This is a genomic window from Gemmatimonadaceae bacterium (assembly GCA_020851035.1).
In the GTDB taxonomy this organism is placed as follows: domain Bacteria; phylum Gemmatimonadota; class Gemmatimonadetes; order Gemmatimonadales; family Gemmatimonadaceae; genus JACMLX01.
This window is the reverse complement of the sequence record JADZDM010000011.1, coordinates 48,380-60,780: the sequence shown is the minus strand read 5'-3', so window position 1 is coordinate 60,780 and position 12,401 is coordinate 48,380. Positions and strand designations below refer to the sequence as shown.

The 12,401-nt window shown below is 70.3% G+C and carries 11 protein-coding genes; 10 read left to right on the top strand and 1 reads right to left on the bottom strand.

Features of this window, described 5'->3' with window-relative positions; translation table 11 throughout:
* The 8 genes from IT355_08995 to IT355_08960 all read left to right on the top strand — a co-directional run.
* Nucleotides 1-255, top strand: a 255-nt coding sequence (locus IT355_08995) for an RNA polymerase sigma-54 factor (protein MCC7053392.1), incomplete at its 5' end; no start/stop codon positions are given.
* Nucleotides 252-1,250 (top strand): glycosyltransferase, encoded by a 999-nt coding sequence (locus tag IT355_08990; GenBank protein ID MCC7053391.1) that lies wholly within the window; start codon nt 252-254, stop codon nt 1,248-1,250. The genes IT355_08995 and IT355_08990, both read left to right, overlap by 4 nt.
* Complete coding sequence (locus tag IT355_08985; protein MCC7053390.1) at nt 1,247-2,428, top strand: glycosyltransferase family 4 protein; 1,182 nt, start codon at nt 1,247-1,249, stop codon at nt 2,426-2,428. Before IT355_08990 ends, IT355_08985 begins: the two co-directional genes overlap by 4 nt.
* Complete coding sequence (locus IT355_08980; GenBank protein MCC7053389.1) at nt 2,418-3,380, top strand: flippase-like domain-containing protein; 963 nt, start codon at nt 2,418-2,420, stop codon at nt 3,378-3,380. The genes IT355_08985 and IT355_08980 overlap by 11 nt, the downstream gene beginning before the upstream one ends.
* The gene (locus IT355_08975; protein MCC7053388.1) at nt 3,364-5,757 is read left to right on the top strand and encodes a YfhO family protein; all 2,394 of its coding nucleotides are present in this window, start codon (nt 3,364-3,366) and stop codon (nt 5,755-5,757) included. The genes IT355_08980 and IT355_08975 overlap by 17 nt, the downstream gene beginning before the upstream one ends.
* A complete protein-coding gene (locus tag IT355_08970) occupies nt 5,754-6,506 on the top strand; it encodes a polyprenol monophosphomannose synthase (GenBank protein ID MCC7053387.1) in 753 nt (250 codons plus the stop codon). Before IT355_08975 ends, IT355_08970 begins: the two co-directional genes overlap by 4 nt.
* Nucleotides 6,507-6,535: 29 nt before the next feature.
* Nucleotides 6,536-7,372, top strand: coding sequence for a diaminopimelate epimerase (dapF, locus tag IT355_08965; protein ID MCC7053386.1), 837 nt, complete (start codon nt 6,536-6,538; stop codon nt 7,370-7,372).
* 501 nt (nt 7,373-7,873) lie between these two features.
* Complete coding sequence (locus tag IT355_08960) at nt 7,874-8,782, top strand: hypothetical protein (protein ID MCC7053385.1); 909 nt, start codon at nt 7,874-7,876, stop codon at nt 8,780-8,782.
* A 115-nt stretch (nt 8,783-8,897) separates the two neighbouring features.
* On the opposite strand, the gene IT355_08955 is transcribed toward IT355_08960, so the two are convergent.
* Entirely contained in the window at nt 8,898-9,527 is a 630-nt protein-coding gene (locus IT355_08955; GenBank protein ID MCC7053384.1) for a tetratricopeptide repeat protein, read from the bottom strand.
* Nucleotides 9,528-9,860: 333 nt separating this feature from the next.
* Between IT355_08955 and IT355_08950 the strand changes: the two genes are divergently transcribed.
* Together IT355_08950 and IT355_08945 are read left to right on the top strand one after the other, a co-directional pair.
* The gene (locus IT355_08950) at nt 9,861-10,631 is read left to right on the top strand and encodes a C40 family peptidase (protein MCC7053383.1); all 771 of its coding nucleotides are present in this window, start codon (nt 9,861-9,863) and stop codon (nt 10,629-10,631) included.
* A gap of 140 nt (nt 10,632-10,771) precedes the next feature.
* Nucleotides 10,772-12,400, top strand: a complete 1,629-nt coding sequence (locus IT355_08945) for a phosphoglycerate dehydrogenase (GenBank protein ID MCC7053382.1) — start codon at nt 10,772-10,774, stop codon at nt 12,398-12,400.
* The last annotated feature ends 1 nt before the right edge of the window (nt 12,401 follow it).

Here is a 12,401-nt window from a genome sequence, read left to right as displayed (position 1 = left end):
CCGCGCGGCGTGCTGCCGCTCAAGTTCTTCTTCTCCTCCGGCCTCTCCACCACCGACGGCGACGACGTCTCGGCGCGCGGCATCAAGGACCAGATCAAGAAGCTGGTCGATGCCGAGGACGCGAAGGACCCGCTCACCGACCAGGCCATCGTGGACATCCTCAAGCAGGGCGGCGTCGTGATCGCCCGCCGCACCGTCGCCAAGTACCGCGACCAGCTCGGCGTGCTCTCGGCGCGCATGCGGAAACGCGTATGACCGCCGGCACGACCGTCAGTACACGGCCGGCGGCGCGCGCCGCCCTCGCCGCCGGGGCGCGCCCCGTCGACGTGAGTGTGCTCGTGCCGGCCAAGGACGAGGCCGAGAACCTGCCGCTCTTCATGGAGAAGGCGGCCGAGGCGTTCCGCGGCAGCGACACCCGGTACGAGGTCGTGGTCATCGAGGACGGCTCCTCCGACGACTCCTGGGCCGTGCTGCAGCGCCTGCAGGCACAGTACCCCTTCCTGCGTGCCGTGCGGCACCGCACGCAGCGCGGGATCGCCGACGCCCTGCGCACCGGCTGGCTCAACGCACGCGGCGACGTGCTGGTGTTCTATCCCGCCGACCTGCAGTTCATGCCCGCCGACATCCCGCGCCTCGTCGCGCCCATCCTCGCCGACCAGGCCGACATGGTCACCGGCTTCAAGGAGGGGAAGTACGAGAAGGCCTTCGTCAGCAAGATCTACAACTGGCTCAGCCGCTCGCTCTTCGACGTGCCGGTGAAGGACCTCAACAGCGTCAAGGCGTACCGCCGCGAGATCATGGAGGCGCTCCCGGTGCGCCCCGACTGGCACCGGTACATGATCGTGATCGCACACTTCGAGGGCTTCACCGTCACCGAGATCCCGGTGCCGCTGTACCCGCGCCACGCCGGCCGCTCCAAGTTCGGCATCGGCCGGATTCCCGTCGGCGTGCTCGACATGCTCTCGGTGTGGTTCGAGCTCCGCTTCGGACGCAAGCCGCTGCTGTTCTTCGGGCTCATCGGCGCCGCGCTGTTCTTCATCGGCGTGCTCACCGGCATCGTCGCCCTCGGCATCCGCATCTTCGCCGGCGTCGGCTTCCGCCCGATGCTCAACCTCATCGAGACCTGCATCATCGTCGGCTCGGTGCTGTTCACCGGCGGCTTCGTGGGGGAGATGATCGCGGTGCAGCGGGCGGAGCTTCGCGAGATCCGCCGCCAGCTGGACGAGAGGCACCAGACCGCCGCGTCGTGACCGTCCGACGCGTCCTGTTCGTCACGCACAACTTCCCGCGCAGCAGCGGCGATGCGGCGGGCGGCTTCCTGCTCGACCTCGCCCGGGCGCTCGCCACCGTCGACATCACCGTCGAGGTGATCGCGCCGCACGCGCGCGGCCTCCCCGAGCGCGACGCCGTCGACGGCATCACCGTCCAGCGCGTGCGCTACGGGGCCGACGCCGACGAGACCCTCGCCTACACCGGCACGATGGCGGAGCAGGTGAAGGCGAGCGCGCGCGGCAAGCGGTCGATGCTGCGCATGATCGGCGCCATGCGCCGCGCCACGCGCTTCCGCCTCGCCAGCGGCGACATCGACATCGTGCACGCCCACTGGTGGTTCCCCGCCGCCCTCGCCATCGGGCGCACCGCGGCGCGCGCCCGCGTGCCGATGGTCGTCACCTCGCACGGCAGCGACGCGCGGATGGCCACCGGGATGACCGCCTCCCTCGCGTCGTTCGCCCTCGGGCGCGCGGCCGCGGTGACGACCGTCAGCCAGTGGCTCGCGCTACGCCTCCGCCCGCTCACGCCGGCGCCGGTCACCGTCGCCCCGATGCCGTCGGATATCGTCGCATTCTGCGCACAGGCCGCCATCCGCGCCACGCCCGCCCGGATCCTGTTCGTGGGCCGGCTCAACGCCCAGAAGAACCCCGCCGTGCTGCTGCGCGCGCTGGCCGCGCTGCCCGAGGAGGTGCACCTCGACGTCGTTGGTGACGGCCCGGACGCCGGCTCGCTGCGCGCCCTCGGCGCGCAACTCGGCATCGCGCACCGCATCGCCTGGCACGGACAGCTGCCGCGCGAGGTGATGCCGTCGCTGTATGCGCAGGCCTCGTGCACGCTCGTCCCGTCGCGCGACGAGGGGTTCGGCATGGTGGCCGCCGAGTCGCTGCTTTGCGAGACACCGGTGATCGCCACCCGGTCCGGTGGGCTGCCCGACATCGTCCGCGACGGCGAGAACGGTGCGCTGCTGGCCACCTTCGACGACCCGGCGCCGTGGGCCGACGCCGTCCGCGCGATCATCAGCGCGCCGGCGCGGCGTGACGCCATGGGCGTCGCGGGCCGCACGGCCATGGTCGCACTCGTGTCGCCGGCAGCCGTCGCCGAGCGCTATCGCGCCGTCTACGAGTCGGCACGCCGCGGGATGGTGCGTGCGCGGTGAGGTGCGCTCCGCACTGCGCGTCACGGTGGCGGTGGCGTTCGCGGGGCTCGCGCTCTGGTTCGTGCGACGGCAGTGGGTGGACATCCGGGCCAGCCTGCTCGGGCTCCACCCGTCCTGGGGTGGCATCGCCATCGCCAGCACCTGTGTCGCCGCCGGCTATGCCGTCCTGATCGCGGCGTGGCGACGCCTGCTGCGCGCGTGGAGCAGCCCGCTCGGCGCCCTCGACGCCACGCGCATCTGGTTCGTCTCGAGCCTCGGGAAGTACGTGCCGGGCAAGCTCTGGTCGATCGGCGCCATGGCGCTGCTCGCGCGCGATGCCGGCGCCTCGCCACTCGCCGCGACCGGCTCCGCGATCATCATGCAGCTGGTGAACATCGCCGCCGGCTTCGCGGTCGTGGCACTGGGCGGGGCGGGGGAGCTCTTCGCCACCACACCCGCCCTGCGCCTGGCCGCATGGGTGGTGCTCGCCGCCACCGCGGCAGGGCTGGTCGTGGGGCCGCCGCTGCTCGCCTGGGCCGTGCAGGCCGCGACACGGCTCGTCCGGCGACCGATGCCCGCCATGCCGCACCTCACGCGCGGCACCCTGGTCCTCGTCTTCGCGGCGAATCTCACCGCATGGGTGGCCTACGGCATCGGGTTCGGGCTGTTCTGGGGGGCCCTGCTCGGCCATGGCGGTGGCATCTCGATGGCGGTGCTGGCAGTTTACACGGCGTCGTACCTGCTCGGATTCCTGGCGTTGTTCGTGCCCGGCGGCATCGGTGTCCGGGAGACGGCCCTCACCGGGCTGCTCATCTCGCTCCGGCTGGCGACGCCCGCTGACGCCGCCGTGCTGGCCGCCGCGTCCCGCATCTGGCTGACCGTGCTGGAAATTCTCCCGGGGCTCGTCTTCCTCCCCGGGTCCTCGTTGCGCCGCAGTCCCACCATTTCGACACCCGATGGCCCGACAGCCTGACTCGACCCTGCCCGACGCGCTCGCGCCCCGCAACGCCTGGCTGCTCGCGCTCGCGGTCTGCATCGTCGGCACGATGCTGCTGGCCTATCCGGCGCTGAGCGGACAGTTCCTCGTCAACGCGCGCAGCGACCAGTACATCGCCGGCTACTCCTTCCGCGAATTCGGCGCCCAGGTGCTGCGCGCCACCGGCGGCTTCGCGCTCTGGAACCCGTACCTCTTCGGCGGCATGCCGTACGTGGGCGGGATGCACGGCGACATCTTCTATCCCACCGCCTTCATGCGGCTGGCCATGCCGACCGACGTCGCGATGACGTGGGGCATGATCCTGCACTACATCCTCGGCGGCTATGCCACATACGTGTTCCTGCGCGCACTCGGCCTGACCTTCGCCGGCGCGCTGGTCGGTGGCATCGCCTACATGCTGAGCGGCTGGAACGGTTCGTACGTGCACCCCGGCCATGACGGCAAGATCTTCGTCGGCGCGATGCTGCCGCTGGCACTGCTCTGCGTGCTGCGTGGCGTGCGTGACGGGCGGCGCTGGGCGTGGGGCGGACTGGCACTCGTCGTCGGCCTGGGCATGCTCAGCCCACACCCGCAGCTCATGAGCTACATGCTGGTCGGTGCCGGCCTGTTCGGGCTGTTCGTTGCCTACGGCCTGGGCGACGCGAGTCCGGAGAAGCCGGTCGCGATGCGCCGCCTTGCGTTCGCACTCGGCGCGGTGGTGCTCGGCCTCGCGATCAGCGCCATCCAGTACCTCCCGGTGATGGAGTACACGCCGTTCTCGCCGCGCGCCGGCGGCCGCGGCTACGACTTCGCCACGTCGTTCTCGTTCCCGATCGTCGAGCTGATGAACACCATCATCCCCGAGTTCACGGGGAAGTTCGTGGGAAAGTACTGGGGCCCGAACCGCATCCATGACCACAGCGAGTACGTCGGCGCTGCGGTCTGGGTGCTGGTGCTGGCCGCATTGCGCACCAAGGTGCGCGACCGGAACACCCTGTTCTTCGGCGGCATTGCGATCTTCTTCACGCTCTGGGCCCTCGGCGGCGAGACGCCGTTCTACCAGCTCATCTACGCGGTGGTCCCGGGGAGCAAGTTCTTCCGCGCGCCCAGCACCGTCTTCTTCATGGCGACCTTCGCCCTCGCAGTGCTGGCAGGCCTCGGCGCACAGGGGCTCATCGCGCACGCGGCCTCGCGTCGCTTCCTGATCGGCGTCGGGAGTGCGATCGGCGTGCTGCTCGTCCTTGGCGTCACGGGCATCCTGAACAGCATCGCCGGCGCGCTGGCGGCACCGGAGGTGGCGCAGCTGGTCGATGCGAATGCCAGCGACCTGCTCACCGGCACCATCCGCGCGATGGTGTTCGCAGCGCTCGCACTCGGCATCGCCCTGCTCTCGGCGCGTGCCGCGCTGACGGCGAGGGTCGCGGGCTGGGCCTTCATCGCCGTTGTCACGCTCGACCAGGTGTCGCTGCTGCGCGACTACTGGAAGTTCGTCCCGCCGGCGAAGGTCAGCTTCGCCAGCGACGCGACGATCGACTATATGAAGAAGGCGACCGTCAACAATCCCGGTCGCGTGCTCGACATGCCGATCACCGGCACCAGCCTCCCGCGCGATCCGGGGCTGCGCTACAGCGGCCTGATGGCGCACGGCATCCGGCAGGCCGTCGGCTACCACGGCAACGAGCTGCGTCGCTACGACGACCTCACCGGCAGCGAGATGGAGGGTCGCCCGCAACTCGGCAACCCGAATTTCTGGGCGCTCGCGAACGTGCGCTTCTTCCTCACCGACGCCACGCCGGACAAGTTCCCGGTCCCCGAGTCGAAGCTGGTGGCCGGTCCGGCGCGCAATGCGCACGGCTCGATGGTCTACCTCTACGAACTGCCCGGCGACAATCGCGCCGCCTGGGTGGCACCGGCCATGATCAAGGCCGCCGACAGCGTGACGCTGACCACCGTGCTCGACCCGCGCTTCCCGGTGCACTCGGTCGCGATCTTCAACGACAGCGCCGACGTCCCCGCCGTGGAGCTGAAGGCGCCACCCGCCCCGCTCGACCTGCCGGTCACGGTCACCCGCTACGATCCCGGTGCGATCTCCATCACGCTCGGCCAGCCCGCACCGGCCGGCTCGGCGCTCGTCGTGTCGGAGAACTTCTATCCCGGCTGGACGGCAACCGTGGATGGCAAGCCCGCCACCGCCTCGCGCGCGATGTACTCGCTGATCGGCGTGCCGCTGCCCGCCGGCGCCAGGACGGTCGAGCTCCGGTTCGCGTCGGCCAGCTACGAACGCGGCAAGCTCGTCACCCTCATCGCGCTCGGCGTGGCGCTGGTGCTCCTCGCCGGCGGCATCGCCACCGGGCGCCGGACGACGACCGCGTGACCGCGCCGCACGCCACCGGCGGCGGAGCAGGGCAGCGCGCCCTCGTCATCGTCCCGACGTACAACGAGCGTGAGAACGTCGCGAAGATCATCGAGTCGGCCCTGGCCCAGGACCCGCGGATCTCGGTGCTGATCGTGGACGACGGCTCGCCCGACGGCACCGGGGCGATCGTCGATGCGATCGCGGCGGTCAATGACCGCGTGCACGCGCTGCACCGGCCGAAGAAGATGGGGCTGGGCACCGCGTACCTGGCCGGCTTCAAGTGGGCGCTGGCGCGGGATTTCGCGTACGTCTTCGAGATGGACGCCGATTTCTCCCACGACCCGGCGCACCTGCCGCAGTTCCTGACGGCGATCCAGGATGCCGACCTCGTGCTCGGCTCGCGCTACCGCAACGGCAAGGTGACGGTCGTCAACTGGCCGATGGCGCGCCTGATCCTGAGCTACTCGGCCAACATCTACGCCCGCATGGTCACCGGCCTGCAGCTCTTCGACGCCACCGGCGGCTTCAAGTGCTTCCGGCGCGAGGTGCTCGAGGCGATCGACCTCGACGACGTGCGCTCGAACGGCTACGCCTTCCAGATCGAGGTGAGCTTCCGGGCGTGGAAGAAGGGCTTCCGGATCGAGGAGATCCCGATCGTCTTCACCGACCGGACCGAGGGGGAGAGCAAGATGTCGAAGCGGATCGTGCGGGAGGCGATCTGGATGGTCTGGCGGCTGCGGTGGTGGTCGATCACCGGGCGGGTCTGATGACGGGTGCCGGGCGTCGGTTCTGGAAGATGTCCGGGTCGGGGAACGACTTCGTGTTCCTGGACTCCCGTGGCACGGCGCCGGGGCAGGACGCCCTCGAATCAACGGCTGAGATCGCAGCGCTGTGCGCGCCTCACCTTGGTGTGGGTGCCGATGGCGTCGTCTTCATCGGCGACGATCCCGATGCCCGGTTCTCGATCCGGTACTACAACGCTGACGGCTCCCGGGCATCGCTCTGCGGAAACGCCTCACTCTGCGCGGCGCAAAGTGCCGTCCTGCTTGGCCTTGCGGGTCGGGAGGAGCGATTCCGGTTCAGGTCAGACGCCGGACTCATCGACGCCTCGATCGACGCCGCAGGCGGTGCGGCCGTGCGGCTGGCCGCCGTCCAGGCGCTCGAGACCGATGCCGCCGAGGCGCTCGAGACCGGTGAGTTGCGGCTGGGCTACGCCGTCGTGGGTGTGCCGCACCTGGTGGTGCGGGTGCACGACGTGGCGGCGGTCGACGTGTTCGGGCGCGGACGAGCGTTGCGGCAGGTGCCGTCACGCCAGCCGGCCGGCGCGAACGTGAACTTCGTGAGCCGCCGTGCCGGGCAGGGCGCAGACGCCGGCGCAGGGGCGGCGTGGGCCATCCGGACCTACGAGCGCGGCGTCGAGGCTGAGACGCTGGCCTGTGGGACCGGATCCGTCGCGACGGCGGCGTGTCTCGTGGCATGGGGCGAGGCGGATTCCGGCGGTCCGGTGCGGCTGGAAACGGCCAGCGGCCGCACGCTGTCGGTGCGGTTTCCGGAGGCGCCGGAGTGGGCGTGGAGCGAGCTCGCCGGCGAGGGTCGGCTGGTGTTCGAGGGCGTGCTGCGCGCGCACCGCTGAGCAGCGATTTCCGGCCCGGGAACTGACCACGTTTCGCGCGGTCGTGCGGGCCGATTCTGGCACTCCGGCGTCACGGCCTGGCGCGTCAATTCCGAGGGATCCGCTTGGCGGAAAACTGTGCCGGGAGTGGCGCGAGTGCGACGCCAGAGTGGCAGGGGTAGACGGCGGAACTGTCTGGCGGTGTGGTGGCGATTTTGTGAGCAACCTTGCCGGCTTTCCACAGCGGGAGCCCGAAACAGGCAGTTCTCCACACTTTTCCACGCTGTGTAGTTTACATAATACTTCTTATAAGAAGTAAAACGAATCGCCGCGCGGCCCCCAAGCGACAGAAGAAGGCCGGTCAGAATGTCCGAAGAGCTCGCCACAAATCCATGACCGCGATGCGCTTAACATCCCGACACTCGACGCGTCCGTCGCAGGAGCCCAACACCCGCGCCCGTGACGCCTCGACCGTCGCACGACCGACATGTCACGACGCAGCCTTTGCCGCACCGGAACGACGTGACCACCGCCGCCTTTCGTATCCACCTGTCCCGCCTCGCCATCGCCCTGACGGCCACCGCCGGCACCCTCACCGTGCAGGCTCAGGCCCAGACCCAGGCACAGCCGCCAGCCCGCATCCGCACCGTCCGCGCCGGCCACGCCCATGCGCCGGCCTTCCGCGAGAACATCCTCATGGCGGTCTCGGCGTGCCAGGTCGTCAAGCACCTGCCTGAGGTCGCCCCACCACTGCCGAGCGACGCCGAGCTCGGCGCGGTCGACATCATCCGCATCGAGGAGCTCTTCGACGGCCCGAACTACGCCATCTACACCACCACCGCCACCATCTGGCCAGACCCGACCGCCGGCTGCACCCCGCGCCAGATCCGGCGCTACAGCGTGGCGATCGAGCTCGGCTGCACGTCCCGGATCTATGGCGGCACGACGCTGATCGGCAACCTGGTCGACCTCACCAACCCCGAGCCGCCTGACATCACGCTCCGGACGGAGGCGGTCCGCTCAACCCAATGCAGCCGGCCCCGCCGTCCGTATGATCCGACCGGCCTTCCGCGCGACGACGCCTCGGGCACGCCGTGCATCTGGATGTCTGCCTTCATGGCCCGGAGCCTTGCCGGCGCCGGCCTTTCGGTCCCGGCTGATCCGGACGCCCTTGACCTCTGCCTCTATGCCCGGCAGCCGGCCGTCCCCGCTGGCCGGGGACAGCACATCGTGGTGCTCGAGACCCGATCAGGAAACCGGGCGCTGGCCGGCAACTGGCTTCCGGCGACGCTTGGTGCTGCGGAGGCGAGCGTCCAGAAGCTGCTGCTCATCGCCGACGGCACCGCCATTCCGTCCACCCGGTTCGAGGTGGCTGGCGCACGCGCATTCCTGGAGCAGCCGGTGAAGCTCGGCATGACGGAAAAACAGTAGCCACCGGACTGCGGTGCGCGCAGCCGGTGGCTCTTCGATTTCCGTGCCCTGACCTCACAGCCGCCCCGTCTACGTGATGCGCAGCATCGCGCTGAACGGCCGTGTGCGGCCTCGGTTACTGCTTGACGGCCAGCTCGCCGAGCCGGACGTGCGCTTCCGCAGCCAATGGGCCGCTCTCGTCCTTCGCCAGCTCGGTCCAGAGCTTCATCGCCTCGACCGTGTTGCCAGCCGCCATGAAGGCGCGCGCCGCGTCAGCCTGGCGCTGGATCTTCGCATCGCCCTGGCTCACTGCGGCCGCCGCGAGATACGCCTTGGCGGCCTCGGCCGGCTTGTTCTGGTTCTCGTACGCCGCGGCGAGCAGCGTCTGCAGTGTCGAGCCCAGCCGTGATGCCCCGCCACCGGCCACCAGCGCATCCAGACGCTTCATGGCCTCCGGCGTCTTCCCCTGCGAGAGCAGCGACTGCGCGGCCAGCAGCGCCGCCCGGTCGCCAGCCGAGGTACCCGCATAGCGCGTCGCCACCTTCTCCAACTCGGTCACGGCGTTGGCCGGGTTTTGCGCAGTCGCCGTCTGCGCCTGGAAAAACGCGCGCTCGGCATTCTGGATCTTCGTCTCGGCCGACTTCTGCCAGATGAAGATCGCCGCGACCGCGACCACCAGGCCACCGAGGGCCAGGGACACGGGCTTCTGGTTCGCCTTGAACCAGGTGGCAGCCGAGTCGAGCCCGCTTTCTTCGAAATCCGACATCGTGACAGGTCTGGAGACGAGGGGCGCCAGCCGGGCCCCGAGGCAGTACGACCGCCGAACGGGGGCGGTCCAGCTACAGCCGGATAAGTTCGCAGGTCCAGACGGCCACGACAAGCGGCAGCGCCGGCTTTCTGCCCCGAAGGGCTGTGCCGTGACTCGCCTGCGCGGGAGCGACCCGCCCGCACGTGACCCCAGGCGACGGCGACGCGTCCCTTTCCGGGCGACCGGACGCGTCATGTCCGGACCTGAGTGTCTGGTCAGGTCGCTGCAAAAGGAGTCGTCGAGAGTCCGCTGTGCTCGGTGATGCGTTCAGGTACCCTTACCTCCATGCCAATGCCGATCTCCCTCGCCCGCGCCGTGCGCCGCCTGTTGCCGCTGATCGCGATGGTCGCGGCCACGCTCTCGGCGCCGACCATGCTCGAGGCCGAACGCGCGAGCGCCGGATCGGTCGCCGCGAGCGTCAGCATGGCCAAGCCGAAGCCGAAGCCGCGCGTCAGGGCGCGCGCCAGCCGCACCGCCCGTCAGGCACGTCCCTCCCGGGCGAAGGCAGCATCCCGTCGCGGCAAGGCGAGCCGGGCGTCGTCCGGCCGGCGGCGGGTCACCAGCCGTCGCGGCCGCCGGGCCGTCGTCCGCAACCTCGGCCCGGTCGTCCCGGTGGTGGCGCAGGCGTCGTTCGTCTCGGAATCGGCCGACCAGCTGCGCGATTCCATCGTCTCCGTCGCGCGCCAGCAGATCGGGACTCCGTACGTCTGGGGCGCCGAGATCCCCGGTCGCGCCTTCGACTGCAGCGGCCTGGTGAAGTACGTGATGTCGTGGCTGAACGTCAGCCTGCCCCGTACCGCCAACGAGCAGGCGTACACCGGGATCAGCGTCGGCCGCGATCTCGATCGCATGAAGCCGGGCGACCTGCTCACGTTCGGCACCGGCCGCCGGATCACGCACATCGCGATCTATTCCGGGAACGGACGCTACGTGCACGCCAGCCGCCCCGGCGTCGGTGTGGTGGAGAGCCTGCTCGACCCGCGTGCGCGCCGTTTCCGTGGCGCCGTCCGCCTCGTGGCCGATGCCGACACGACCACGGACAAGTCCGCGCCGATTCCCTGACACCGCGCGCCACCGCAACCACCCGCCCCCGGCCATCCGCCGGGGGCTCTTTGTTTGTGCACCGCGACCATTGCCGGGCTTGATAGATTTCCTCCTGTTGCGCGCGAGGCGCGCGATTCCCCACTCTGCCCTGGAGCCGCATGCGCTATCGCGTGCTTGTGACGGATGAAGTCGACCCCGATGGACTTGCGCTGCTGCTCGCAGAACCGCGACTGCAGGTGGACGAAGTCCCGACCCTTCCCGCGGCCGACCTGCTGACGCGGATCCCTGACTACGACGCGATCGTCGGCCGCAGCGCGACGCGCATCAGCCGCGACCTCCTCCGCGCCGGCGCCCGCCTCCGCGTGGTGGGTCGTGCGGGGGTCGGCGTGGACAACGTCGACATGGCCACTGCGACCGAGCTCGGCATCGCGGTCATCAATGCGCCGGCCGGCAACACCGTCGCGGTCGCGGAGTTGCTCTTCGGTTCCCTGCTCGCGCTGTTCCGGCACATCGTGCGCGCCGACACGTCCATGCACGCCGGACGCTGGGATCGATCGGCGCTGCTGGGCAGTGAGCTGAAGGGTCGCACGCTGGGCATCGTCGGCGTCGGACGCATCGGCTCCGAGGTTGCCACCCGGGCGCTGGCCTTCGGCATGGACGTCATCGGGTACGATCCGTACGTCGGTGACGAGCGGTTCCGCGCGCTGCGCATCCAGCGGGCACCGTCACTCGAGGTGCTGCTGGCTGAGGCGGACATCCTCACGATCCACACGCCGCTGACCGCCGAGACCACGGGGATGTTCGGCCGCCGCGAACTCGCGCGCCTGCCGGGCGGCGCAGTGCTCTGCAACCTGGCGCGCGGCGGGATCGTGGATGACACGGCACTGGCGCAGGCGCTGCAATCGGGGCTGCTGCGCGGTGCATGCATCGACGCCTTCGCGCAGGAGCCGTTGCCGGCCGAGCACCTGCTGCGCACGCTGCCGAACGTGCTGCTCACGCCGCACCTCGGGGCGTCGACGGCCGAGGCACAGCGCAACGTGGCGGTCGATGTCTGCGAGGCCGTGCGCGATGCGCTGCTCCATGGAGAACTCACGCGCTCGCTCAACGTGGCGACGGTCTCCGGCACCGAATGGAAGGAGCTGCAGCCGGCGTTGCTGATGTCCCAGCGCGCCGCGGCGATCGCGCGCGCCCTGCTGCTGGACCAGGGGATCAGCATCATCCAGCGCGTGCGCCTGCGCGTGAGTCCCGACCTCGTCGGCGCCGGTGCGGCACTGCTGTCCGCCGCCTGCGCCGGGATCCTCGAGGGCGTGATCGACGACGGCCGCCTGAACCTGATCAATGCCCGCGCGATGGCGGAGGCCCGTGGCATCGAGCTGTCGATCGGCGAGCTCACCGGCGCCGACCAGGCGGCCACGATCGACCTGTCGCTCGGTGGCGGCGTGCGTGAGATCGGCGTGGCGGCGATGGCCCCGAAGGGCGGCACGGCGCGCGTGATGCGCATCGGCGCGTTCCATGTCGACGTCACGCCACGGCAGACGATGATCGTGCTCACCAACAACGACGTGCCCGGCGTGATCGGGCGCGTCGGCACCGTGCTTGGCGACGCACACGTGAACATCGCCGAGTACCACCAGGCGCGACTGGCGCAGGGTGGTGAGGCGCTGGCCGCGATCTCGGTGGATGGCGTGGTGGCGCCGGCGCTGCGCGCGACGCTCTTGGCGCTGCCCGATGTCCGCACGGCCACGATCGTGCGCTTTGGTGGTGGCGACAGCACCCCCGCGGCGTGAC

Coding starts and splice junctions, on each gene's coding strand:
- IT355_08990 (MCC7053391.1), top strand. CDS start 252: ATGACCGCCGGCACGACCGTCAGTACACGGCCGGCGGCGCGCGCCGCC.
- IT355_08975 (MCC7053388.1), top strand. CDS start 3,364: ATGGCCCGACAGCCTGACTCGACCCTGCCCGACGCGCTCGCGCCCCGC.
- dapF (MCC7053386.1), top strand. CDS start 6,536: ATGTCCGGGTCGGGGAACGACTTCGTGTTCCTGGACTCCCGTGGCACG.
- IT355_08955 (MCC7053384.1), bottom strand. CDS start 9,527: ATGTCGGATTTCGAAGAAAGCGGGCTCGACTCGGCTGCCACCTGGTTC.
- IT355_08950 (MCC7053383.1), top strand. CDS start 9,861: ATGCCGATCTCCCTCGCCCGCGCCGTGCGCCGCCTGTTGCCGCTGATC.
- IT355_08945 (MCC7053382.1), top strand. CDS start 10,772: ATGCGCTATCGCGTGCTTGTGACGGATGAAGTCGACCCCGATGGACTT.